Origin of the sequence: Myxococcus sp. CA051A (genome assembly GCF_013336705.1) — a bacterium.
In the GTDB taxonomy this organism is placed as follows: domain Bacteria; phylum Myxococcota; class Myxococcia; order Myxococcales; family Myxococcaceae; genus Myxococcus; species Myxococcus llanfairpwllgwyngyllgogerychwyrndrobwllllantysiliogogogochensis.
Genome location: NZ_JABUMS010000005.1, coordinates 108,841 through 133,983, shown reverse-complemented (window position 1 = coordinate 133,983; position 25,143 = coordinate 108,841). Strand labels below are relative to the sequence as shown.

19 protein-coding genes and 1 tRNA gene (1 of these 20 only partly in view) are annotated in these 25,143 nt (G+C 67.3%); 2 read left to right on the top strand and 18 right to left on the bottom strand.

All coding sequences use genetic code 11. The annotated features are described in order from the left end of the window. Positions 1 to 13: 13 nt before the first annotated feature. The 9 genes from HUA74_RS16830 to HUA74_RS16790 form a co-directional block, all read right to left on the bottom strand. Positions 14 to 679 carry a hypothetical protein gene (locus HUA74_RS16830; protein WP_141646429.1) on the bottom strand — a complete coding sequence of 222 codons (666 nt, stop codon included), beginning with the start codon at positions 677 to 679 and terminating at the stop codon, positions 14 to 16. A 15-nt stretch (positions 680 to 694) separates the two neighbouring features. Next, positions 695 to 1,819 (bottom strand): glutamine-hydrolyzing carbamoyl-phosphate synthase small subunit, encoded by a 1,125-nt coding sequence (gene carA, locus HUA74_RS16825; RefSeq protein ID WP_174455325.1) that lies wholly within the window; start codon positions 1,817 to 1,819, stop codon positions 695 to 697. Beyond that, positions 1,819 to 3,123: a dihydroorotase gene (locus HUA74_RS16820; protein ID WP_141646427.1), complete on the bottom strand. Its 1,305-nt coding sequence runs from the start codon at positions 3,121 to 3,123 to the stop codon at positions 1,819 to 1,821. Before HUA74_RS16820 ends, carA begins: the two co-directional genes overlap by 1 nt. Then, positions 3,120 to 4,013 carry an aspartate carbamoyltransferase catalytic subunit gene (locus HUA74_RS16815; protein ID WP_141646426.1) on the bottom strand — a complete coding sequence of 298 codons (894 nt, stop codon included), beginning with the start codon at positions 4,011 to 4,013 and terminating at the stop codon, positions 3,120 to 3,122. The genes HUA74_RS16820 and HUA74_RS16815 overlap by 4 nt, the downstream gene beginning before the upstream one ends. 85 nt (positions 4,014 to 4,098) lie before the next feature. Continuing rightward, entirely contained in the window at positions 4,099 to 5,355 is a 1,257-nt protein-coding gene (gene lepB, locus HUA74_RS16810) for a signal peptidase I (protein ID WP_174455324.1), read from the bottom strand. 2 nt (positions 5,356 to 5,357) lie between these two features. After that, complete coding sequence (gene lepA, locus HUA74_RS16805; RefSeq protein WP_141646424.1) at positions 5,358 to 7,169, bottom strand: translation elongation factor 4; 1,812 nt, start codon at positions 7,167 to 7,169, stop codon at positions 5,358 to 5,360. Positions 7,170 to 7,398: 229 nt separating this feature from the next. Next, positions 7,399 to 8,340 (bottom strand): NAD-dependent epimerase/dehydratase family protein, encoded by a 942-nt coding sequence (locus HUA74_RS16800; RefSeq protein ID WP_141646423.1) that lies wholly within the window; start codon positions 8,338 to 8,340, stop codon positions 7,399 to 7,401. 69 nt (positions 8,341 to 8,409) lie between these two features. Continuing rightward, entirely contained in the window at positions 8,410 to 9,366 is a 957-nt protein-coding gene (locus HUA74_RS16795) for a UDP-glucuronic acid decarboxylase family protein (protein ID WP_141646438.1), read from the bottom strand. Positions 9,367 to 9,394: 28 nt separating this feature from the next. Continuing rightward, entirely contained in the window at positions 9,395 to 9,574 is a 180-nt protein-coding gene (locus HUA74_RS16790; protein ID WP_044281109.1) for a ribbon-helix-helix domain-containing protein, read from the bottom strand. A 94-nt stretch (positions 9,575 to 9,668) separates the two neighbouring features. Here HUA74_RS16790 and HUA74_RS16785 point away from each other — a divergent pair, with 94 nt between their 5' ends. After that, the gene (locus HUA74_RS16785; protein WP_141646422.1) at positions 9,669 to 10,298 is read left to right on the top strand and encodes a hypothetical protein; all 630 of its coding nucleotides are present in this window, start codon (positions 9,669 to 9,671) and stop codon (positions 10,296 to 10,298) included. 30 nt (positions 10,299 to 10,328) lie between these two features. Here HUA74_RS16785 and HUA74_RS16780 read toward each other — a convergent pair whose 3' ends face one another. From HUA74_RS16780 to HUA74_RS16745, 8 genes are all read right to left on the bottom strand, one after another. Next, entirely contained in the window at positions 10,329 to 10,691 is a 363-nt protein-coding gene (locus HUA74_RS16780) for a cupin domain-containing protein (RefSeq protein ID WP_141646421.1), read from the bottom strand. A gap of 27 nt (positions 10,692 to 10,718) precedes the next feature. Then, the gene (locus tag HUA74_RS16775; RefSeq protein ID WP_174455323.1) at positions 10,719 to 11,615 is read right to left on the bottom strand and encodes an SPOR domain-containing protein; all 897 of its coding nucleotides are present in this window, start codon (positions 11,613 to 11,615) and stop codon (positions 10,719 to 10,721) included. A gap of 135 nt (positions 11,616 to 11,750) precedes the next feature. Next, complete coding sequence (locus HUA74_RS16770; protein ID WP_141647739.1) at positions 11,751 to 12,116, bottom strand: integration host factor subunit beta; 366 nt, start codon at positions 12,114 to 12,116, stop codon at positions 11,751 to 11,753. Positions 12,117 to 12,189: 73 nt separating this feature from the next. Then, entirely contained in the window at positions 12,190 to 12,963 is a 774-nt protein-coding gene (locus HUA74_RS16765) for a hypothetical protein (RefSeq protein WP_141647738.1), read from the bottom strand. Positions 12,964 to 12,993: 30 nt separating this feature from the next. Further along, positions 12,994 to 14,040: a tRNA 2-thiouridine(34) synthase MnmA gene (gene mnmA, locus HUA74_RS16760; RefSeq protein WP_174455322.1), complete on the bottom strand. Its 1,047-nt coding sequence runs from the start codon at positions 14,038 to 14,040 to the stop codon at positions 12,994 to 12,996. A gap of 107 nt (positions 14,041 to 14,147) precedes the next feature. After that, entirely contained in the window at positions 14,148 to 15,419 is a 1,272-nt protein-coding gene (locus HUA74_RS16755; protein ID WP_174455321.1) for a CCA tRNA nucleotidyltransferase, read from the bottom strand. A gap of 151 nt (positions 15,420 to 15,570) precedes the next feature. Continuing rightward, a complete protein-coding gene (locus tag HUA74_RS16750; protein WP_174455320.1) occupies positions 15,571 to 16,806 on the bottom strand; it encodes an MFS transporter in 1,236 nt (411 codons plus the stop codon). A gap of 12 nt (positions 16,807 to 16,818) precedes the next feature. Further along, positions 16,819 to 17,361, bottom strand: a complete 543-nt coding sequence (locus HUA74_RS16745) for a TetR/AcrR family transcriptional regulator (RefSeq protein WP_174455319.1) — start codon at positions 17,359 to 17,361, stop codon at positions 16,819 to 16,821. A gap of 1,386 nt (positions 17,362 to 18,747) precedes the next feature. Between HUA74_RS16745 and HUA74_RS16740 the strand changes: the two genes are divergently transcribed. Then, positions 18,748 to 18,821 (top strand) — tRNA-Arg (locus HUA74_RS16740). Between the two features lie 889 nt (positions 18,822 to 19,710). Here the strand turns inward: HUA74_RS16740 and HUA74_RS16735 are convergent. Further along, positions 19,711 to 25,143: the 3' end of an Ig-like domain-containing protein gene (locus HUA74_RS16735; RefSeq protein WP_174455318.1), read on the bottom strand. It continues 26,670 nt past the right edge of the window; the window shows 5,433 of its 32,103 coding nt (coding positions 26,671–32,103); its start codon lies off the right edge, out of view — the gene reads right to left on this strand; its stop codon occupies positions 19,711 to 19,713.

The window sequence follows — 25,143 nt, the reverse complement described above, 5'->3', positions numbered from 1 at the left end:
TGGACGTCGTCACTCAGAGCACCTTCTGCTCGAAGTCGTAGATCTTCTCGACGGCGAGCTGACGGTAGCGCTCCATGTTGAGGGCGCGACGGGCGCACTCCCAGACCAGCTCGTTGGGCGTGCGCTCCGGCTCCTTCTTCTTGCGGCGCTTCACCTCGGCCTTGATGGACTTCACCGCGGCGCGCGGGTGGTAGCAGAAGGAAGAGGTGAATAGGAGGTGCCCACCGAAGGGGATGAGGCGGGCCTCGAGGATGTCGCCCGTCTCCAGCCCGGCGATGTTGCGCCGCTCCGTCACGTCGAAGTCCTTGCCCGAGTACATGTCGCGCAGGCGCACCAGGCCCTTGCCCAGCTTACGGACCTCGAAAATGCCGTGGACCGTCTCCGTGAAGCTGCGGAAGGCGTTGGACTCCTCGGGCGAGGTGTTCGCCAGGCGCTGCTCGTAGAACTCCACGGCCGGCGTCTTGCCCGTTCCAGGCGAGACGCGGTCATAGAGGTAGTAGTCGAGGAACGACGCCATGCGCAGCTCGAAGAGCTTGTCGTCCTCGAAGACCTCGCCTGTCAGGCGGAAGTACTCCGCCTTGGCTTCGAGCAGGTCCGCCTTCCGCGACTCCACGCTGCCGAAGGCGATGAGCTGGTCCAGGTACGGCTGGTAGGAGAGCGGTGACAGCGGGGAGTCCATAGAAGGTCGGTCATCCTACCCCGCCATCAGCTTCGCGAAGCGACCGAAGAGATAGCGTGCGTCATGCGGGCCGGGAGAGGCCTCGGGGTGGTACTGCACGCTGAAGGCCCGCGCATCTGGGACGGCCAGGCCCTCCACCGTGCCGTCGTTGAGGTTGATGTGCGTGACGACGGCCTTGCCCTTGAGGCTGGCGTCGTCCACGGCGAAGCCGTGGTTCTGCGCGGTGATCTCCACCTTGCCCGTCGTCAGGTCCTTCACGGGCTGGTTGCCGCCACGGTGGCCGAACTTCATCTTGTACGTCCGGCCGCCCAGCGCCAGCGCCATGATCTGATGGCCCAGGCAGATGCCGAACACGGGCACCTTGCCCAGGAGCGCCGCCACGGTGCGGTCCGCGCCCTTCACCGCCGCCGGGTCTCCGGGGCCGTTGGCCAGGAAGACGCCGTGGGGCTTGCGGGCCAGCACTTCCTCCGCCGTGGTGTGCGCGGGCACCACCGTCACGCGGCAGCCCACGTCGACCAGGAAGTGGAGCATCGACTTCTTGAGGCCGTAGTCGTAGGCCACCACGTCGAAGCGCGGGTCGCCCTGGGGGTGGGCCTCGCCAATGCCCGTGAAGACGTCCGGCGAGGGCGCGGTGAACGTGTACGGCGTCTTCACCGACACGCCGCTGGCCAGGTCCAGGCCCTCCATGCCGTGGGCGGTGCGAGCGCGCTCCGACAGCGCGGCCGGGGACAGGCCCTCGCTGGAGATGACGCCCATCTGCGCGCCATGCGTGCGCAGGTGGCGCACCAGGCGGCGGGTATCCAGCCCTTCGATTCCGGCGACATTGTGGCGCTTGAGGTACGCATCCAGCGACTCGCGCGCGCGCCAGTTGGACGGCTGGCTCGCGAGGGCGCGCACCACCATGCCCACCGCGTGCGGCTTGCCGGCCTCTTCGTCCTCCGGCGTCACGCCGACGTTGCCCATCTCCGGGTACGTCATGGTGAGGATCTGCCCGACGTACGAGGGGTCCGTGAGGATCTCCTGGTAGCCGTACATGGACGTGTTGAAGACCACCTCACCCACCGTCTCGCCGACCGAGCCAAAGGCACGGCCCTCGAAGGTGGTGCCATCCGCCAGGGCGAGCACTGCCCGCTTCGTCATTACCGTGACTCCTTCACCTGGCCGTCGGAGAACACCTTCCGGCCAGAAACCCAGGTCTGCACCACGCGGCCCTTCTGCTTACGGCCATGGAAGGGCGTATTCCGGCTGCGGGAATAGAACCGGTGGGCATCCACCGTCCACTCCTCCGAGGGGTCCACCACGGTGATGTCCGCCGGGGCCCCGGGAGCCAGGTGACCGCCCGGCAGGCCGAACGCCTTCGCCGGGCCGTGCGTCAACAGCTCCACGGCCCGCTTCGCGCCCAACAGCCCCGAGTGCACCAGCTCCAGCGTCAGCCCCAGGGCCGTCTCCAGCCCGACGATGCCGTTGATGCCCTTCTCGAACTCCACCTGCTTGTCCAGCACGCCATGGGGCGCGTGGTCCGTGGCGATGGCGTCCACGGTGCCATCCACCAGCGCCTCGCGCAGCGCCTCCACGTCCCGGTCCGCGCGCAGGGGCGGCGCCATCTTCGCGTGGGTGTCGTAGTCCCCCACCGCCCGGTCATCCAGGATGACGTGGTGCGGGGTGGCTTCGGCCGTGACGAGCAGGCCCCGGCGCTTCGCCTCGCGGATGAGGCGCACGCTGCCCTCGCAGGACACGTGGGCGATGTGCAGGCGGCCCTTCGTCTCCTCGAGCAGCACCAGGTCTCGCGCCACCATGGCCACCTCCGCGGAGGCGGGAATGCCGCGCAGGCCCAGGCGCGTGGACGTGGTGCCTTCATGCATGGCGCCACCGGCGGACAGCGTCAGGTCCTCCTCGTGCACCATCACGGGCACGCCGAAGAGCGTGGCGTACTGGAGCGCGCGGCGCATCAGCGCGGCGTTCATCACCGGGCGGCCGTCATCGGTGATGGCGACACAGCCGGAGGACACCAGCTCGCCCGTCTCCGCCAGCTCCTCGCCCTTGAGGCCCTTGGTGATGGCGCCCGCGGGGTACACATGGCACAGGCCGGCGGCGCGAGCGCGCGACAGCACCAGCTCCGTGACGAGCCCGCTGTCGTTGACGACCTTGGTGTTGGGCATGGCGACAACGGCGGTGAAGCCTCCCGCCACGGCGGCGCGGCAGCCCGTGAGGACGGTCTCCTTGCCCTCCTCGCCCGGCTCGCGCAGGTGGACGTGCAGGTCGATGAAACCCGGCAGCACCCAGCGTCCCGCGGCCTCCACCACCTCCGCGCCCGGGGGCACGGGGAGCGGCGCGTCGGAGACCTCCGCCACCTTGCCGTCACGCACCAGGACGTCGCGGACTCCATCGACGCCGTTGCGCGGGTCGATGACGCGCCCTCTCCGGAAAAGCACCGTGGAGCTCATGACGCGCACACCTCGAGGATGGCCCGCCGCACGGCGACGCCGTTGGAAACCTGCTCCAGGATGACGCTGCGGGGCCCGTCCGCCACCGAGGGCGCCAGCTCCAGGCCTCGATTGATGGGGCCCGGGTGCATCACCAGCGCGCCCGCCTTCATCCTGTCCTCTCGGGCCGGGGTGAGGCCGAACAGGCGCGAGTACTCCTTCGTCGAGGGCAGGAACGCCTCGCCCATGCGCTCCATCTGCAGGCGAAGGCACATCACCGCGTCCGCCTGAGGCAGCACCGCGTCCAGGTTGTGCGTCACCTCGGCGCCCAGCGACTCCAGTCCCGGGGGCACCAGCGTGGGCGGACCACAGAAGACCACCCGCGCGCCCAGGGCCTTCAGGCACCACAGGTTGGAGCGGGCCACGCGGCTGTGGAGGATGTCCCCGACGATGAGCACCGTGCGGCCGTCCAGGCTGCCCCAGTGCTGACGGAGGGTGAAGGCGTCCAGGAGGGCCTGGGAGGGGTGCTCGTGGGTGCCGTCCCCCGCGTTGATGACGGCGCAGCGGACGTGTTTGGCCACCAGGTGGGGCGCACCGGACGAGCGGTGGCGCATGACGATGGCCACGGGCCCCGTCGCCTCGATGTTGCGAGCGGTGTCCAGCAGCGTCTCGCCCTTCGAGGTGGACGAACCGGAGGGGCTCCAGTTGAGGACGCCGGCGCCCAGGCCTCGGGCGGCCATGTGGAACGAGGTGCGCGTCCGGGTCGAGTCCTCGAAGAAGAGGTTGGCGACCACCTTGCCGCGCAGGGTGTGGGTGACGTCTGGACCACCAGGCAGGTGCGCGCGCGCCCTGTCGAGCACTGCTTCGAGCTCGTCCCGGCGCCAGCCTTCGATTCCAAGGAGGTGTCTCATGGCCGGGGGCGCCGCGTACCCCGGGCCGTGCGGCGCGTCAAGCACCGTCCGAGGCGTGGCGGGTCGCCTGCCCCCCGGGTGTGGGTCAGCGCACGGGCTCGAAGAAGCGGTCCAACCGGAGACCCGTGCCACCGAACAGGCCGTGCAGCAGGCCGTGGTAGCCCAGCGACAGCCAGACCACCATCGCCTTGCCCTTGATGTGGCCGTAGGGCACGAACTCCGTCTTGCCGTAGCCGGTGATGCCCAGGCCGTGACGACTGTCGGAGCTGTTGTCGCGGTTGTCGCCCATGACGAAGACCTGACCCTCGGGCACCACGTAGGGCCCCTCGTGCCGAGGCATCCGCGAGGGCGTCTGGAGCACGCTGTGCGGCACGCCGCTCAGGTTCTCCCGGTACAGCGACTCCTGCTGGTCGTACCACTGACCGGCATCCGTGATGTTGTGGACGATGTACTCGCTGTCGACACTCTCGCGGGTTTGCGGCTGGCCATTGATGTGGACCACGCCGTCGAAGATCTCCACGGTGTCGCCGGGAACGCCCACCACGCGCTTGATGTAGTCGGTGGCCTCGTTGACGGGGTTGTTGAAGACGATGACGTCCCCGCGCCCCGGAGGCCGGACGATGACGAACGGCACCACGTTGGCGAACGGGACGCGCACCCCGTAGATGAACTTGTTGATGAAGACCTGATCGCCAATCTGGAGCGTGGGCAGCATGGAGCCGGAGGGAATCCGGTACGGCTCCACGATGAACGTCCGGAACACCAGGGCGACCAGCAACATCTTCACGAAGCCGCCCACGAAATCCATGGGCGACTCCTTGCGGAACGCACCCAGGTGCTGGGAGGTGAGCGCTTCCAGCGCCCTCACCTCGCGGGCCAGCTTCTCCAGATCTCCCTCGGCCGAGGCTGACTCCACCTTCAGCGCCTGCTCGGTGATCTGCTCCGTCAGCGCCGGGGAGAGCTTCTCGCGCACCTGCGGCTTCTGGAGGATGCGCTCGTTCTCGGAGATGAGTTCATGCGCCTCGTGCCGCAGCCGGCGCAGCTGCTTCTCGCGGGGCGACACGTTGCGCCACACCAGCAGCGCGACGAAGTACGCCACCATCAGCAGCCCCAGCCCCTTCATCGCGGGCTGGGCCCAGGCGGCCGCCGTGGGCACGAACTCGATGAGCGTCGTGTACGGGAACAGCACCAGGGCGACGATGCACAGCGGGGCCCACAGGCTGGTGAGCATCTCGCGCCACAGCAACTTACGGCGCGCGCGCACCTGTTCAGGGGTGCGCCGGGCCGCCATCGCGGTCGCCAGCTTCGCGGGAGGGTTGGCGGAAGGACTGGCAGCGTTCATGGCTACTGCTCCGACTTGAGGACCGCGAGGAAGGCCTCCTGCGGAATCTCCACCGTACCCACCTGCTTCATGCGCTTCTTGCCCTCCTTCTGCTTCTCCAGGAGCTTGCGCTTGCGGCTGATGTCACCACCGTAGCACTTGGCGAGCACGTTCTTGCGCATGGCGGAGATGGTCTCACGGGAGATGATCTTCGCGCCGATCGCCGCCTGGATGGCCACTTCGTACATCTGCTTCGGGATGACTTCCTTCAGCTTCGCGCAGACCTCGCGACCGCGCAGGTAGGCGCGCTCGCGGTGCACGATGACGCTCAGCGCGTCCACCGGCTCCCCGTTGATGAGGATGTCCAGGCGCGCCAGATCCGCCTCCTGGTAGCCGGTCAGCTCGTAGTCCAGGCTGGCGTAGCCGCGCGACACGCTCTTGAGCTTGTCGAAGAAGTCGAAGACCACCTCGGCCATCGGCATCTCGTACGTCACCTGCACGCGCTGCCCGCTGCTGCCCAGGTACTTCATGTCCTTCTGCACACCACGGCGGTCCTGGCACAGCTTCAGGATGGCGCCCAGGTGGTCATTGGGGACGTGGATGTGACAGGTGAGGATGGGCTCCTCGAACTTCGCGATGTTCTGCACCGGCGGCAGCTTGGCGGGGTTGTCCACCAGTTGGACGTCACCCTTGCCGCTGGTGATTTGGTACACCACGCTGGGCGCGGTGGTGATGAGGTTCAGGTTGTACTCGCGCTCCAGGCGCTCCTGGACGATCTCCATGTGCAACAGGCCCAGGTAGCCGCAGCGGAAGCCGAAGCCGAGCGCCGTGGACGACTCGGGCTCGTACGTGAAGGCGGAGTCGTTGAGCTTCAGCTTCGCGAGCGCGTCACGCAGGTTCTCGTACTGGTCGGACTCGATCGGGAAGATGCCGGAGAACACCATCGGCTTCACTTCCTGGAAGCCCGGGAACGGCTCCTGCGTCGGACGGGCCTCCTCCGTGACGGTGTCGCCGACCTTCGCGTCCAGCAGCTCCTTGATGTTGGCGACCAGCACGCCCACTTCGCCGGCCATGAGCTGCGTCACGGGGCGGGAGAACGGGGTGAAGACACCCAGCTCCTGCACCTCGAAGACCTTGTTGTTGCTGAACAGCTTGATCTTCTGCTTGAGCTTGAGCGTGCCTTCCAGCACGCGCACCAGCGTCACCACACCCCGGTAGTTGTCGTACCAGGAGTCGAAGATGAGGGCCTTGAGCGGCGCGTCCGGCGAGCCCGTCGGCGGCGGCACGCGCGCGACCACCGCTTCCAGAATCTCGTGGATGCCGATGCCTTCCTTCGCGGAGGCGGGCACGGCCACGGAGGCGTCGATGCCGATGACGTCTTCAATCTCCGCGCGGGTGCGGTCGACGTCCGCGCTGGGCAGGTCGATCTTGTTGATGACCGGGATGATCTCCAGCTCGTGGTCCAACGCCATGTAGACGTTGGACAGCGTCTGCGCCTCCACGCCCTGCGACGCGTCCACCACCAGGAGCGCGCCCTCGCACGCGGCCAGGCTGCGGCTGACTTCGTACGCGAAGTCGACGTGCCCCGGCGTGTCGATGAGGTTGAGGACGTACTGCTTGCCGTCCTTCGCGGTGTAGTTCATCCGCACGGACTGGGCTTTGATCGTGATGCCCCGTTCGCGCTCGATGTCCATGTTGTCGAGGAACTGGGCCTGCGCCTCGCGCTTGCTCAGCGTCCCCGTCTTGTCGAGGAGGCGATCAGCCAGCGTCGACTTTCCATGGTCGATATGGGCGATGATGCAGAAGTTGCGGATGTGCGCGTTTTCAGCCGGCATGTTCGTGGCGCTCGTCGGAAGAAGCGGGCGTGCCTAACATCGAACCGCGCGAAAATCTACGCGCGAACGCCCGCCAGACGAGCAACCCGTCGGGGGCGCCCGATTGTTCCCCCAACCACCGTGCTCCCCTGAACGGACGCCCGGCCACCCGGGGACGACAGGGCACGAGGCCCCGTCCGGGAGGCGACTTCCTCCCGGACTCCCCTGCCCAGCTTCCCGTCAGCCAGCCTCAGCCGTGGACGCGGACCGGCTCGGCCTTCTCGCGGAAGTAGGCGACGGTGCGGCGAGCCCCCTCGCGCAGGTCGGCGGACGGCTCCCAGCCGAGCACCTTCTTCGCGAGCGAGTTGTCGATGCACGAGCGCAGCTGCTCGCCGGGCTTGCCGGGCGCGTGGGCCACGGCGGCCGTCGAACCCGCGGCCTCTGCCAGCAGCGCATAGAGGCGGTTGATGTCGGTCTCCACGCCGGTGCCGATGTTGATGGCGCCCACGTAGTCCTTCTCGAAGGCCAGCCGGTTCGCCCGGGCCACGTCGGGCCCGAAGACGAAGTCGCGGGTCTGCTTGCCCTCACCGAAGATGGTGCAGCCCTGCCCGGAGAGCAGGCGCTGGCAGAAGATGGCCACCACGCCCGCTTCGCCATGCGGGTTCTGTCGCGGGCCGTACACGTTGGCGTAGCGCAGGGCGACGTACGGCAGGCCGTACTGGGCCCGGTAGTAGCCCAGGTACAGCTCCCCCGCCGCCTTGGAGACCCCGTACGGGGACACCGGGCGCGTCGCGTGGGACTCCGGCGCGGGGAACACGTCCTGCTCGCCGTAGATGGCGCCGCCGGTGGAGCTGAAGATGACCTTCTTCACGCCCGCGACGCGCGAGGCCTCCAGTAGATTCAGCATGCCGCGGATGTTCACATCCGCGTCGAAGCCCGGATCATCCACGCTGCGCCGCACGTCCATCTGCGCCGCCAGGTGACAGAGCACCTGGGGCTTCTCCGACTTGATGAGCTCCGCGGCCTCGCGGCTGCGGATGTCATGCACGGCCAGCCGGACGCGCGGGTCCAGGTTCTCCTTCTTGCCACCCGACAGGTCATCCAACGCGATGACCTCGTGTCCCGCCTTCAGGAACTCGTCGCACACGTGCGAGCCGATGAAGCCCGCTCCACCCGTCACCAGGACTTTCACGCTTCCGTCTCCCCGCCACCCGGCCGTGGCCAAACTGTCTTTGATTTCAGAGTCTCTCGCGGCGGCAACCTATGACGGGGATCGCCGCACGGCAACCTCGCGGAACCACGCGATGGTCTCCCGCAGACCCTCCTCCAGAGGCACCTTGGGCTCCCAGCCGAGCAGCGTGCGGGCGCGGGTGATGTCTGGCTGACGTTGCTTGGGATCATCCTTGGGCAAGGGCTTCTCGATGATGCTCCCCCCGCCGCCCGCCGCCGTGCGCACGGCCTCCGCGAACTGACGGATGGTCATCTCCCGGGGGTTGCCGATGTTGACCGGATGGGGCTCGTCCGACAGCGCGAGCCGGACCAGGCCGTCCACCAGGTCCTTCACGTAACAGAACGAGCGCGTCTGGCTGCCATCGCCGAAGACGGAGAAGTCCTCGCCCTTGAGCGCCTGACCCACGAAGGCCGGAACCACGCGGCCGTCGTTGAGCCGCATGCGCGGGCCGTAGGTGTTGAAGATGCGAACGATGCGGACCTGCACGCCCTTGCGACCGTAGGCCGCAGTCACCGCCTCCGCGTAGCGCTTGGCCTCGTCGTACACCGAACGCGGGCCGATGGGATTGACGTTGCCCCAGTAGTCCTCGCGCTGCGGGTGCACCAGCGGATCTCCATAGACCTCGGAGGTGGACGCCATCAGGAAGACGGCCTTGTTCGCCTCCGCCAGCTTCAGCCCGTTCTCCGTGCCGATGGACCCCACGCGCAGCGTCTCCAGCGGGAGGTTCGCGTAGTCGATGGGCGACGCGGGCGAGGCCATGTTGAACATGTAGTCGAAGGGCTCCTTCACCGGGATGCCCTCGATGATGTCCGCCTTCACGTAGCTGAAACCCGGCCGGCCCTTCAGCGTGCGCAGGTTCTCCTCGTTGCCGGTGATGAGGTTGTCCACGGCCGTCACGGCGGCCGCACCGTCGTCCAGAAGGCGCTCGCACAGGTGCGAGCCCACGAAGCCCGCGCCCCCCAGCACCACCACTCGCTTGCCCTGCATGCTCTTCACGTCGCGCCTCGTCTCTCTGTCAAATCTCGTCGAAGGTCGCCTGCCCCGGCAGCTGCGCTTTGTACTTCTCCAGGACCAGGTCGATGCCCTGGCGGATGTACTCGGCCACGGGCACCTTCGTCTTCTGGTTCAGCGCCTTGAGGAGCTCGTTCTGCTCCGGGGTGATGTAGATGGTGGTGCTGATCTTCTTTCGGGCCATGGCTATATGTGAAAATATATGGAATGACGTGGCGCGCGAAAGCATCTCGTGCGCACGCCTCGGCGGAGAGGCCGCTGCGTCCCGGGAGCACCGCATGACCGGCAGCAAGCGCTGGATTTTCCTCGGGTTGATGACCTCCGGCCTGCTCACCGGCTGCGCCAGCGACAAGGCCGCCGAGCGCGGCACCAACGCCCCGGGTAAGTCCTCACCCGCCTCGTCCGAGGCCATCCACCCGGAACCCGCGCGTGGCGAACACGTCACGCAGCAGGACGTGAACGGCGACGGCAAGCCGGACGTGTGGACCTACACGGTGGCGGACGCGGGCGCGAATGGCGAGGAGCGGTTTCGCAAGGTGCGCCAGGAGCTGGACCTGAACTGGGACGGCCGCGTGGACCTGACGCGCTACTTCGACGAGGCCAGCGCGCTGATGCGCGAGGTGATGGACCTGGACTACGACGGCAAGGTGGACGCCACCTACTTCTACGAGAAGGGGGCCAACACTCGCCGCGAGCGGGACTTCGACGGCGACGGCCGCGCGGACAGCGTCACCTTCTACGAGCGGGGTGTCCTGGTGCGCAAGGAGCGCGACACCAACTCCGACGGGCGCGTGGACTATTGGGAATACTGGGAGGGCGGTCAGGTGGACCGCATCGGCGAGGACCTGGACGGCGATGGCACCGTCGACAAGTGGACCCGCAATCCCAACAACGCGGCCCGCGACTGAAGTGCGAGCCGCGCCTTCCCGGCGGAGCGACTACGGCTTGCTGGTGCCGGTGCGGCCGTAGGAGTCCTCCAACCGCACGACGTCATCCAGCTCGGGGGTGCTGACCTCGAGGATGTCGCAGTCGGTGATGGCCACCATGCGGTGCTTGGTGAGGGGCTTGATGTGGTAGCTCTCCCCCGGGTTCATCTCCTTCTCGATGAGCCCCTGTCCCTCGTCGACGACGAAGAGCAGCTTGCCGCTCTGGACGTGGATCGTCTCGTCCTTCTGGTTGTGGTACTGCAGGCTGAGCTTGTGGCCCTGCTTCACGTGCAGCAGCTTGCCCACGTAGCGCTCGGTGTGGGCCCAGATGAGCTCGTGGCCCCAGGGCTTCTCCACCCGCCTAGTCGTCGTCATGGTGCTTCCCGTCTTCCTCGCCCGCTCTCAGTTCGTGCCGGCCACGAACGCGTCGAGCTGGGTCTCACGCTTGAAGTCTGACAGATACCGCGTCGCAGCGTCCTTCGAGGCGAAGGTGCCCATGCGCACGCGGTACCAGGTGCCCTTACCGGCCACCTCCGCCGTGACGATATAGGGGGCATAGCCCCTATCACGCAACCGGGCCATGAACCGGTCGGCCTCCTGCTTGTCCTGGAAGGCCGACAGCTGGAGCGTGAAGGCCCCACCCTTCACCGCCGGGTCCGGCAACTGCGCGGCGCGGGCGATGGCGTCCTTCATCCCTCCGCCCTCCTTCTGCGTCGTCCGCGTGGGCACGGCCGCCGTCTCCACCTTGCCCGACACCTGTGCGGGCTTCGCGGCGACGGGGGCGGGCTTCTCGGCGGGAGCGGCGGCGGGCTTCTCCGCGACGGGCGCAGGGGTGGGCTTGGGCGTCTCGGCGACAGCGACGGCCTGGGGCTCCTCGGCGGGCTCCTCCGGGGGCAGCTCGCCCGTGTCGGGGTCCGGCGTCGGGGCCATCGCGGCGGTCCTGGCGGGCTCGGGCGGCTTGGGCGCGGGCTTCTCCACGGGCGCGGCGGGCTTCGGAGCGGCGGGCTTCGGAGCGACGGCGACGGGCTCGGCGCTGGCCTTGCGCGTCAGCTCGTCCTGGAAGGTGAGCGCGGAGTCCTTGTGCTGCACGGCCTGGAGCGCCTGGGCATTGGCATCCAGCGCGGAGAGCAGATCGGGAGCGCTGGCCGTCTGCACGTCACCGGCGAGCTTCTTCCCCACGACGACGCCCAACACGAAGACGGCGCCGAGCACGACGATGCCGGCGATCAACAGGCTCACAATCTGCCGGTTGTCGAGAGAGACGTCGAACTTCTCCTTCATCCGGTGGGCGTCTCGCATGACTCAGGGATCCTCGCGCGCGGACAGAGCGGGCCACACGAGTCCGTGTTGCGGCCTGTAGCGTCGGCGTCGAGGCAAAGTACGCCCCACCCCCCACCCGGTCAAATTCACGGAAGCGGCGTCCTGGCCGCGCCGTCACCGCGCCACGGACGTCACCGGCAACACCGCCGTGGCGAGCGCCACCGAGGGCAGCACGGAGCCCACGGGCTCCTGCCTCGGCGCGGGCGCATTGAGCCGCGCGCGCAGCTCCTTGCCGGCGGCGAAGCTGAGCGTGCGGCGCTCCGGCACGGCGACACTCTGCCCCGTCTTCGGATTGCGTCCCGTACGGGCGCGGCGCGTGCGAAGGGAGAAGACGCCAAAGCCTCGCAGCTCGATGCGCTTTCCCGCCACGAGGGCCTCCGCCATGCAGTCGAAGACGGCATGGACGATGGCTTCCAACTCGCGCCGCGGGACGTGGGGTGCACGCGCCGCGATGCGCTCGATGAGCTCACTCCTCGTCATGGCACACCTCCGCGAGGGACGGTGGACTCTACAGAAGGCGCACCCGCGAGGACAAACCACCCTGCCCCACGCCTCAGCGCAGGCGCAGGTCGGCGGGGCCTTCGACCTCGACCTCGGAGCCGTCCTTCGCCCTCAAGGTGACTTCCGCCCCATCCGGCACGAGCAGGCGGACGGTGCGGCCCAGGGGCACCTCGCGCCCCTCCAGGAGCACGGCGGTGGCCAGGTCATCCGTCTCCGCCACGGCGAAGCCATCATCCACCACCGCCACCAGCCCACCTTCCCCCAGGTCTCCCGCATGGATGAAGGGGACCTTCGGACGGAACGGCGGCGCGGGCAGCGGCGTGTGCGGCCCTTCGTGATCGGTGTCCGAGCCCAGCCGCTGCAAGCCGTTGGGCGTGAAGAAGGCGACGAAGTACTGCGTGGAGGTGTACGCGTCCTCGTGCGCGCTCTTGGGTGTCACCTGCACGTTGGTGTAGCGGGCGGCGACGATGCGCAGCGCGCGAGGCGCCTCCTGCACGCTGCCCTCCACCCACCGGTGCGCCGGGAGGTTGGAGCCGTGGAGCTTCGCCTCGTCCGCGTCGCCAATCTCCAGCGTGTCGCCCTTCTCGAGGAAGCGCAGGCCTCCGCCGAAGTACTCGAGCACGGCGGGACCGGTGGCCGTGAGCAGCGCGTCCCCCGTGAGCTGGGCACCGACGGCGACGGTGCGCTGCTCCTTGCCCTGCGTACGCAGCACCGGGGCCCCCGCCGCGAGCAACCCGGCGATGGGCTTGTCCGAGCGCTCCTTACAGGCGGTGACCAGGCTCGCGGTCGCGGCCACGAGCAGACATCCCATGAGGCGCTGCGCCATGTCCCGCTTCCTCCTCAAGACGACTCGAGCTCAGACGATCCAACCACCACCCAGCACCTTGTCCTGAGCGTAGACCACCGCGGCCTGTCCTGGGGTGACGGCTCGCGCGGGGGCATCCAACTTCACCGAAACGAGACCATGGGGCGAGATTTCCACACGTCCCGCGGCCCCCGCGTGGCGGTGCCGGATGCGGACCTCCACGGGCGTCTCCGGGGACGGTGGCGCATCCACCCAGTGGGGCTGGAGCAGCCCGAAGCGATCACGCCCCGTCTCCTCGGCGCTGCCCACCACCACGCGGTGGGTCTCCGGCTCCAGTCGCTGGACGTAGCGCACCTGTCCGCCACCCAGGTTGAGCCCCTTGCGCTGCCCCACCGTGTAGCGGTGGATGCCCTGGTGGGTGCCGAGCACCTGGCCGTCCCCATCGACAATCTCGCCCGAGGGCTGGGGGCCGGCGACCTTCTCCACGAAGCCCGCGTAGTCACCGTCCGGCACGAAGCAGATCTCCATGCTCTCCGGCTTGTGGCTGGTGGTCAGGCCGTGGCGCTCGGCGACGGCGCGGACCTCCGCCTTCGTCATGTCCCCCACGGGGAAGACGATGTCGCGCAGCTCGTCCTGGCCGAGCGTGAAGAGGAAGTAGCTCTGGTCCTTCGCGGCGTCGACGGCGCGGCGCAGGACGAAGCGGCCGTCGGTCTCCTCCACACGCGCGTAGTGGCCGGTCGCAAGCCTCGCTCCGAGCGCTCGGGCGCGCTTGAGGAGGAAGTTGAACTTCACGTCGCGGTTGCAGGCCACGCACGGGATGGGCGTGCGCCCACCGAGGTAGGACTGGACGAAGGGATTGACGACGCGGTCCTGGAAGATCTCCTCCGCGTTGGCGACGTAGAACGGAATCCCGAGCGTCTGGGCGACGGCGCGTGCGTCATCGATATCGTCCGGACTGCAGCAACTCCCACACTTCGCCTTGCCCTCGTAGGACCAGACGCGCAGGGTGATGCCAATGACCTCGTGGCCCTGTTCCTTGAGCAGGGCGGCAGCGGCCGAGGAATCCACCCCGCCGCTCATCGCAACGACGACTCGCATGGTGCCCCTTCCTACACGCCCCAGCGTCCGGGCGCACGCGGGAGGACGGGGGGAGCCCCCCAAACCCGACCCCGGAGCCCGGTGGGAGGGCCGCCCACCGGCCGGGCTCAGGCCCCCGTGCGAGCCGACTGCCAGGCCTGGAGCCGCTGCTTGAGGCCCTCGGCGGTGTTCAGGGCGGGCTCGTCGAGCACCGAGTCCATGAGGAAGCGTGTCGCCTCGCCGACGATGGGCGACGGGCCGACGGCGAGCGTGGCCATGATGTCGCCCCCCGTGAGCGCCAGGTCCTTGGGCACCAGGGGCGGCTTCGCGGCGGCGAGGGCCTCCAGCCGCGCGCACAGGCGATCCAGGTCTGGCAGGCGCTCCGGGGCACGGACCTGGACGCGGGCCCGGGCCACCGCGAGGAGCTGCGGAAGCTGGGGGAGCCCCACGCGAGCCAGGAGGCGGCGCAACGAGGAGTCCGTGTCCGAGAAGCGCTCTTCCAGCTTCGCGGTCTCCACGAGCAGGGCCACCAGGTCGGCGACCTTGTTGGGGAACTTGAGCCGCAGGCCGATGTCACGAGCCTGGGCGCGGTCGACGAGGTCCGCGAGCAGCACGGCCACGCGAATCTCGATGTCGTTCGGCGCGGCCTGCACCGCGGCGCGCGCGAGCCGGGCGGCTTCCGGGGTGGCTCGGGCCACTTCGGGGAGGAACACGTCCAGCAGCCCCGTCTCCGCGAGCAGCAGCAGCCCCCCTTCCGCGCGCGGAGAGAGCAGCAACTTGGTCAGCTCCTCGCGCACGCGCTCCAGGGCGACCTTGCGGAACACGGCGAGGGTCGCGGGAATGGCGTCGCGGGTGTCCGGGTCGAGCGAGAAGCCGAGCACCGCGGCGAAGCGGACCGCGCGCATGGGGCGCAGACCATCCTCGGAGAAGCGCTCCAGGGCCGAACCCACGCACCGGATGAGCTGGGCCTGGAGGTCCGTCTGGCCGCCGAACGGGTCTGCGAGGTCGCGGTCCAGCGGGTTGTAGGCCATCGCGTTGATGGTGAAGTCGCGCCGGGACAGGTCCTTGACGATGTCGCGCTCGAAAGCGACGGAGCTGGGCCTCCGTCCGTCGAGGTAGTCCCCTTCCGAGCGGAACGTCGTCACCTCGACATGGGTGCCGCCCTGCACGACGGTGACGGTGCCGTGCTGGATGCCCGTGGGGATGACCTTGCGGAAGGCGCGCTGGACCTCCTCGGGGAGCGCGCTGGTGGCCACGTCGAAGTCCTTCGGGTGGACCTTGCGAACCATGTCCCGGACGCAGCCGCCCACCAGATACACGGCGTGGCCCAGCTCTCGCAGCCGGGCGATGACGTCGAGCACGGGTTGGGGAATGTCGGCGTTGTGGAGGTTGGCGAGCATGGGTCCAGGGGCGGCGAGCGACGTGCCCGCCTGACAACCCGGGTTGTACTTGCGCGCGCCCCTCCGAAGCCAGGGCCCTGGCGACAGGCCCCGTGCAACTCGCGGCAGTGTTCCGCGATGGATGGTGGCTCCGGCCCCCTGTGCGGCCCGCTCAGCCGGACCGCTTCTCAGGGAGGCGGGTGGAAGACAGAACTCCGGACAAGGTCAGCACGAGCACGCCAGCGAGCGGCACCACGAGCAGCCCCACGCGAAGTCCCACGGCGTCGGCGACGAGGCCGACCACGGGAGGAGACAAGAGGAAGCCCAGGCGCATCAACCAGCTCACGAGCGTGAGGCCCGTGCCAGGTCGCAGTCCGGGAAGCTCGTCAGCACCGTGCATGGCGGCGGGCACCAGCGTCGAGACTCCGAAGCCCGCGAGCGCGAACCCGGCGATGGTGGCGGGCACCGACGGGAACAGCAGAGCCGCCCCCATGCCCACCGCCGCGAGCACGCCTCCTGCCCGAGCCACGGCGCGCTGTCCGAATCTGTCGACGAACCTGTCGCCGAGCAGCCTCCCCACGAACTGCGAACCCACGAGCGCCACGTATCCGAACGAGGCGACCGCGACGCCCGCGCCGAGCGTGCCGGAAAGATAGACAGCCGCCCAGGTCGACCCCGCGTCCTCGACGAGCGCTCCGCCGAGGGCAATCAGGACCAGCGCGGCGACCACGAGCCCCAGGCGCAGTCGACCCGGCGCTCCACGGCGTGCCGGGTCACTCTCCAGATGCGACGCGGCCTCGGATGAGACATTGGACGCAGTGGGCTCGGGGCCGGGCAGCAAGTAGCGCAGGGCGGTCAACGACACGAGTGAGAAGACCAGGGCCGAGACACCCAGGTGGACGCCACGCGGCACGTTGAGCCCCGCGGCGAGCCCGCCCATGAGTCCCCCCAGCACGGCGCCAATGCTCCAGACCGCGTGGAACCCATTGAGGATCGACCTGCCATAGAGACGCTGCACCCGCAAACCGTGGGAGTTCTGGGCCACGTCCGTGATCGCATCCATGCTGCCAGCGAGAAAGAGTGTCACCGCGAGCGCCACCCACGAGGGCGCGACACCAGCGCACAATACGCCCAGCCCCGTGAGCACCGTCCCGGCCACGGCGACCCGTGACGAGCGGAAGCGACGGATGAGCGCTCCGGCGGCCAGTCCGGCCACCAGGGCTCCGAACGGGAAGGCCGCGACGGCGAGTCCGTACTGGGCATTGCTGAGCCCGAGGTCGGATTTGATCTGCGGATAGCGCGGCAACAGGTTGGCGAAGATGGCGCCATTGGTGAGGAACAGCACCGCGACGGCGGCGCGGGCCGCTCGGTGCTCGCGGAGCACCGGGGGGCGGAGGGGGATGGTCATGAGGCAGCGGCTCTAGGATGAGAGGAATTGGAGCACGGCGTCGCGAGTGACGTCGCGGCCGTGCGGTGTCGGGTCGAGGCTGACGTGGATGAACAGGCCTTCAATCAAGGCGTCGAGCTTGTGGGAGGTTCGCGCGTCGACGTGCTCTTCGAGCACCGCGCGGCTGCGGCGCATCCAGTCGTGGGTGATCTTCCGGAAGGCGGGCTTCCGGGCCGCGAGGGTGTAGAGCTCGAGCGTGAGCACCAGGTCGTCGGGACCGGCCACGAGGTCCTTGTGAACCAGGTCGACGATGGCCGTGGCGAGCTCGTCACGAGAAGCGACCGCCGAGAGTCGCGCAGCGAAGCGCTCGCTGACACGCTCGGCGAAGCGGGTGAAGGCCTCGCGCAGCAGCTCGTCCATGCTCGTGAAGTGGTAGGTCATCGAGCCGAGAGGCACCCCGGCCCGGTCCGCGACGCGCCGGTGCGAAGTGCCCGCCACCCCACCCTCCGCGATGACCGAGAGCGCGGCGTCAATGATGCGGTCGCGTCGGTCGGGGTCGTTTCGTCGGGTCGCCATGGGACTCCTGGCTCAGGGAGAAGATACCCTCCATGTGTACGTTCGTACATATCGACAGGGTCCGGGGCGAATTTGTTCCCGAGCGAGGACCCTTTTCTCGGGCCCGAAGCGGTCGAGCAGGCATCCAGCAGCCCATTTGCAACCCTTCCGAAGGTCCCGAGCCTGAACTCGTGGCTCCAGGGTCCTTTTGGATTCACGACAGCAAGCGATTCTTCGTGATGGGTGCCTTCGGCTCCCTCAATCGCGTCACCGCGGACGTGGGCGCTTCGATGGAATCCCAAACACACGAAGCGGTGCCAGGGCACGGGCCAGAGAGCTGCCCAAGGGAAGGGATTGGCAGCAATGACAGGCGGACATGGCTCGCGAGAATGAGCCATGACACTGTCGGGACCTGGGCCATCCAGGTCCCCGAGCAGTCGCCCCCCACGGGAAATGGGCGGCTGAACATCTGGGTGGCGACTACTTACAGCAGATGCCTCCCTCTTCGCCGAACACGAGGTCTCCGAGCAACCGCTGCCCCAGAGGACACCCGTCCCTGTGGGTGCTTCCATCTCCCGGATCTCCCAGTGGACTCCCTCCCTTTGCGAGACACTCCTCGGGCGTCAACGGCTCCCCTCCACCCTCGTTGTCGCTATCACCACAAGCCACCGCCCCGACACCGATTCCCAGAATGACAACCATTCTTTTCCAGAACATCCGCACGACTCCATTCTCGTGAAGAGTCGCCCCCAACAAGCAATCCACGTACCATTGCATACCTGCCACCGGTTTCAGCCCCGCGCCTCGTCCGCCCCAAGAAAATGGCGGCTCAGGATTCTGATGGGCCTCCATGAAACTTCGTGATCCGGCATGCGTTTCCGCCATCCTCGGGCAGAAACCTCTCACGCTGGGATGGACAGTTGTTTCAAGGCGGCATCACAGAGGGGAGATCGAAGGCCCTCGTGCATCAGCACGACGCATACAAGACCTCCTTCACTCATCGAGGTCATGGCCCTTCACTGGCCAGCCGATGTGCTTGGAACATGGGCGGTAGCACCAGAAGGTTCACGCGGCGCACGCGGAGGTTCCACCCCCAGCGGGCCTCTTGCCATTGCGCAGGGCGGTGGTGGCGCCCGCTGCGTCCCTCGGCCTTGGGGCGAGGAAGCGGGCAACTTGGTCCCCGCTGGGCAGAGCGCATCGGCTGCCTCCCCCTTTGTCGGATAGGCGTCAGGGGCGCCGCCCGGAGAGTGGCAGCTCGGCCAGGGCCTCACTCTCGTTGCACGCCTCCAGCCGCCTGCTATAACGCGCTAGCCGGTTACGTACTGCTTACGTACCGGGGTGAAGGACTCGCCGAAGGTGGCGGCCCTTCATCAGAAAGTACAAGTAGTTCCGCAGCTTTAGCCGTCCGACCTCGTAGCTCAGTTGGATAGAGCGGCGGTTTCCTAAACCGCAGGCCACAGGTTCGATTCCTGTCGGGGTCATAGCGGAACCCCTTGATTTCCCAAGGGGTTCCGCTCGCAGCACCGTGTGGCGGACAGTGGCTGACGCGCCGGCGTGGCGTCCCTGTGGCGCTGCGACGCTGAAGCCCTCCGGTTGGTCCGACCTGCCCAGGTCCTGTGGAAGCGGCGCCGCCCCTCAGCGGGCCCTGCTTCGACGGCCAGCATCCCACGATCACAGTGCCGGACAACGGGGCAGTGCGGCCCGAGTCGAGGTACAGCCCAGGTCCGCGGGGGTGCGGTTGATCGTGATGGGGCGTTGTTCACGCTCGCGGCCCGCGCATGGGCCTTGTCCCTCGTCGACGCGATGACGAGTGCCCGGCGCGTAAGGTCGTCTGTGGTACCGAACGTCAGGGCGTACGTCTCCGTGCTGGGAGTGAGCCGACCATCCGCGCCATAGGTCTGCTCGACGCGCAGGTCCGGGTGGTCACCACCATACAAGGCTTCCCGACTGACGGACTTCGTCCCATCAGTGTTTCTTTTCCAAGCGGCCACACACATCAGGCTGCCCAAGCAGAACACACACGTCATCAACAGCAGAATGTCTCACCATTCAACTTCGACGTACTCCTCTTTCGCCAGCATCAACGACTCCAGAGAGACCGCGCCCCTGGAACCACCAGGCCGAAGTTCACGTGGTGACCTCAGGACACCATCTCCACCCATCGACCCGACAAACGCCATGGGGCCAAACACCATCCCCGCAGCCGTCAATGCACGCACAGCATCACGAAGTGCCAGCGGCTCGCCGCCGCGAGGAAGGAAATAGAAGAATCGCCGAGACCCCATCGACTGCTCCATTGGAGACACCCCACGGCTGGCGTCCTGCGAGCCGACATGCAGGACGCCAGCTTTCTCCACACGACAGCCAGCCTTACAGTCGGCGAATGCTGAGGCGGATGCTTCCCTCGTCCTCCGAGGACAGGCCATCCACGACGATGTTGATGGCTTCGCCCTCCGATAGGTCAACCTCAACCTGCGTCGGGTAGTCGCTGTTCGCAGGAGTCCCGTCACAGACCATGGCCTGTTCGGGACGGCACGACGCCGGGTAGACCGCGAGCACTGTCCCGATGCTGGAGTCCTCCGTATCAATCCGGTACGTGCCCGCTTGAGGCGCCACCCAGAAATACACCTTCTCTGGCCCCGTCGATCCATAGCCACAGGCATCGTGGTCGATGCGGCTCACACCTGACGTGTTCGCTGTCGTCCAGATGGGCAACGGGTCGGTCAGCACGATGCCTTCGACCCCCTGGCAACTCACACGCTCCGTCGTTCCCGACGCCGACCCACACTTCGGATCGGCGGGGTAGTCGACACGCCCATCTCCATCATTGTCGACAGTATCGGAACAAACCGGAGGCGCAGAAGGGTCCTGCTCATCCGCATCCATCGGGGACTCACACCCGGGCTCATTGGGGTAGTCGATGCGTCCGTCGCCGTCGTCATCGACGCCATTGCCGCAAGAGAAGGGCATGTCGACCCTCAATGAGAAGTCAGCGGCCTCCCTGCTATCGATGATGACCACGACATGTTCGTGGGCGGCGAGGGACAGCACATACTCGGCGGCTCCTCCCTCCGCCGTGGATTGACACGACTCGAAGCTCTCCCCTCTGCACGTTCCTTTCCGCAGGGAAAGGTATGCAGTGGCCGCGCTTTCGACCCGGAACCGGTAGGCCCCTGGCACGGGGGCAATAAAGTCATAGGCGTTGGCATGCGCGGCGGACAGCGACACGCAGGTTCTCACGTACTTGCCTGACTTGAGCAGTCGTCCCTGAACGACCAGCGAGGACAGTGGCAGGTTCGCGGTGGAGATCACCTCACCGCAGTAGAACTCGTCGTCATCCGCCGCGCTCATGCACGACGGGTCCTCCATCGGGCCCCCCGACTGGCCAAAGTCGATCTGGCCGTCCTTGAATCCCTCAGGCTCGTTGTCCAATGAGTCACCACAGGCCGGCACCGGAACGGGATCCGTCTCGTCGTCGTCGGACGGGTCCACGCATCCTGGGTCATAAGGGAAGTCGTTCCGACCATCCCCATCGCCATCTTCGAAGTCGTTGCATCGGGGAGCCCGACACTGGAACTCCGAAGAGGACACGCCTCCACCCGGGTCCACCCGAGGGAAACACCCCTGCCCATCGCTACACGGGAACCACGGCTGCGAAGGGTCGCAGGTTGAATCCATGTCCAAGAATCCACTGATTTCAACCTGGCCCACACCCGTGCCCTCGACCACGGCGTAGACCGGCCCACGCTGGTCCACCCACAAGCCCGTGGAGACAGCGCTGGTTTCGCCAGCCTGCCGCGCTCGACATGTCGCGTCCCGAGTCGAGTTGGCACAAGCGTTCCGCAATGACAATCCAAGGACCTGCGCATCGCCCGAGAGGGAAATGGAGCCCGGTCCAGGCATGAGTATGCCAATGACGCGGTCACCCAGTGCAGAGCCCGGTGGCAAGCAGACCAACGACTCATCGTTCGATGCAACTCCGAAGTCGAACGTGAGCACGGCCTGGGTCGCGCTCTCCTCCATGGCGGTCAACAGCTCAATCGGCTCGGAACAGGTCTCTCCCATCCCGTTTTCAGACTCCCCTGCGGCGCTCCCGCAGCCAAGATCCTCGGGCCAGTCCTTGCGCCCGTCCTCATCGTTGTCCACGTTGTCGGAGCACTCAGGCGGAGGCCCCTGGTCTGTCTCATCATCATCTTCCGGTGAGTCACAGCCCGGGTCGTTCGGATAGTCCGCGACGTCATCCCCATCCCCATTGCTCACGCCGTCATCGCACTGCCTGCTCTGGCAGCGATACTCCGGCGATTCTGGCGTGCCCACGGACTGGCAGGTGCCACGGGCGCACGTGAACGACTCCGAAGACGGAACACACAATGCCCCCGTCCCCAGTTCCGCAGCGCTGATCCTGATCCCCTGGTTGAAGGGCATCTGGGGAATGAAGATTTTCGCGTCCTTCGAAAGCGGCCCCGTCCTGAGTCCATAGCTTGCTGAAGAGTAACGACAGGTCACCGTACCGGAAACAGGGGTGCATCCCTCAATCCCAGTCATGTCCTGGACGAACAGTTCTGGCAGGCGGTTCGTGGACTCCAGACTGAGACTCTCGACAGGCCCATCGAATGGAAGCGAATGCCACGACCCCAAACCCCAGAAGGATGCACCGAAGCAGGGGTGCGTGAAGTACGGATTCACCTGCACACCCGTCGGATAGAAGTACGACCCCATGGGCATGACAACCGCCGCACTACAGGACGCTCCCGCCCCAGCAGGGAACACAGGCAATTCCACGGTGGACGAACTACCAACCAATCCCGGGAAGTCCATCGCCGTCGCCAAGAACGTCACGGAGCCCACCTCGGTGGGAATGTACGATCCAGTCAAGGAGAGCCCGAACCACTGCACTTCCTGAGGACCCGCGCCCGCGAAGGAGACCCCGTTGGCCAGGATGTTCATCGACGCGAGCGCCTTCTCGTCAAATGCCTTGGCATCGACTCGCATGGAGGTCCCTACGACGCCATAGCTCGGCCCCACCTGAAGCTCGACTCTGGGCGGTGCATTGGCCGCGACCGGATAGGACATCGTCTGCGTCGCAATCCTGCCGCCCACCTCTGTCGCCAGGACACTCACGACAAGGTCTCCTTCCGTGAGCACCAGCGGACCCACCGTCCCCTCGCACGTGGTCGGAGACGGACAGGTCACGGTCCCCTCGACAGAGGTCCCGTCTGGCAGGGTCGCGACCATCGTCATCCCAGCCATTCCAGAGATGTCCTCCCCGTGGGCGATGAATTCAATAGGATATCCTGCGGCCAGGGAGAGGGGCCACCCCCTGGGATTGATGAAGATGCTTGGCGGCCCATCCTCGTTTACATCGACTTGGATGTACCGCCGCACCTCATGGCCTGCCAGGTCCGTTCCCACTGCCATCAGCACCAGTGTGTTCTGACCCGCCATTCGAGGGTCGGAGAGGAGGGGCACGATGAACGACGCGTCGAGCACGCCTCCTTGAACCTGAATGATGTGCGCAGGAGCTGAGCCGCCTTCGATTCGCAGGCGATCAATGTAGGTCGCTCCGAAGATGGCCCAGACACTCACACCCTCCAGGTCTCCATCGACATCGGAAGCCTCGACATGAATGGAGGTCGCGGTTCCCTCCATGATGCCGCTCTGAGCATAGAAGTCGTCGATGGTCGGGATGGCCACAAGGGGCTTGAGGACATACCTCAGCTCCCCCGTATCCAGCTTCTGTCCCAGAGTGTCCTCGACAACGACCCGCAGCCACACTGTGTCGCCCGGCAGCTTCGTCGGAAGTTCCAACTCGTAGTCCAGCTCGTTCTCGCTGCCACCCCATCGCTGGTAGCTGCTCGCCACGACGACCCCGTCAACGTAAAGCCGGAGAACGTTCGGTCCATCATCCACGGCGGACAGATGGATGCGATTCTTCACGGGTGACACGAACAAGCGCTCCGGCAGCCCCTGCAACTCACCGGGAACGCCTGTTGTGGCCTCCGCCTGGATGACCCTCGACTTACGCAGTGACTGACCCGAGCTGTCCATGACTTCGATGTGCAGGGTCGCCCCACCCTGCAACTGCGGCGGCATACGCATCGAACCTTCGTACCGACCTCCTGAACCTGGGGTCGACGTGAGCATCCCCAGGAAGAGGTCATTCACGCTCGTGCTCACCGTATACGGAGGATGTCCGCCCCAGATCCTCGCTGAGACCATGATGGGCTCTCCCGAATGATATCCGGTGTCATCCCCGGGGCGGTCGATTGCCAACGCGAGCGGCTCCTCGAAGGGAGACACTCCGGCGCGGACAACCCGGCGCTCGGAGACGCCAGTCACTCCACCGACTCCACGGGCGCGAACCTGCAGCGTCCACTCCGTTCCCTGAACGGAAGACGACGGCATCCGCCACTGTCCTACGGTTGAGAGCCCGGGCTCGATCCGGGCCCAATGCTGGCCGTTCACCAGGAGTTCAGCGTCGTCCACCATCGCGCCAGAGGTCCTCGCCTCGAACGTCACGAACTCGCCAGGCGCCGTGACAAGCGGCCCCGCGGGCCCCATCAGCTCCGCGATGGGCGCCGGAAGGATTGCGGGAGAGTCAAAGACACGCAGCCCATCGTTGCCTTGCGCCACCACCACGCTCTCGCCCGCGACCACCGCGTCCCTGGCATCCGGCGCGGCGTACCGCGCCAGCAATACGGGCGAGGCCGGCTCGATGTTCCAGAGCTGCACATCCTGTTCGGTCGTGACGACCGCCAGACGTCCCGCCATCCGGAGGCGACGAACGGGCGACTGAGTTCCCGCTTGTCCTCGCGACACCAGCGCCCCCGCGCTGTTCAGGGTGTAGACGCGGAAACCAGCGGTGCCACCGGCGAGCATGAACTCACCTTCCAGCGCCACGGCGTGGATGGCTTCGGTCGTCACGCTCGCGCGTCGGAACAGCTCGCCCGTCGGGTCCACCTCGACCACCGTCAATCCAGCGCCCCCACGAGCCACGAACGCCCGACGCGCGTCTCCGGCCACATCCAGCGCGGGCCCCTGCAGGTCCAACTGCTTGACAGTCAGTACCCCGGGAAGCGCCGCTGTCGAAACGACGCCCGCCCCCACCGACCACAGCCGACCTGGCCTGACTTGGAACCGGTCCACCCCACCGAGCGTCGCCAGTCGCGAATCCCGGAGACTATCCACGGCGTACAGGCCATCCAGGGTCCGCTGCGTCAGCACCGATAGCGAACTGCCATCCAGAAGGAAGGTGTCCGCGCCCAGTTGCTCCACCTGACGCATCGCCGTCCGGGTCGACACGGATTGCTGCCGCACCGGTCGGTACGGCAGGCCCACGTCCACCAACGATGCACCACCCAGGCCGGCGGCCACGATGACACCACGGCGGGCGGGCGCGAGGCCCACGACAGCGTCCGTCGTTGCCCACGCTCCCGGCGTAGCCACGGTCGCCACGTCTGCGATATCCACCAACGATTTCAGTACGAGCCCAGCGTCCGTGGCGGCCAACAACAGCCCCCCTGAGACGCGGAGCGCATGGGCAGCGAGAGGTTCACGCCCCACCACGCGGGGTGCATGAGGCTCGCGGACGTCAACCACGCGCAGGATGCCGTCAGTCCCCACCACATAGGCCCGCCCCTGGGCCACCGCCAGGGCACGGGCCCCGACGCCCAGCACCACGCTTCCTTGCGCGGTGAGGCTCGAGGTCTCGAGAGCGGCGACCTGAATGCCGATGTCCGTCCCTACCACGACAGTGCCACCCTCCACGTCCACGACGAGAGGCGTTCCCGTGAACTGAGCGGA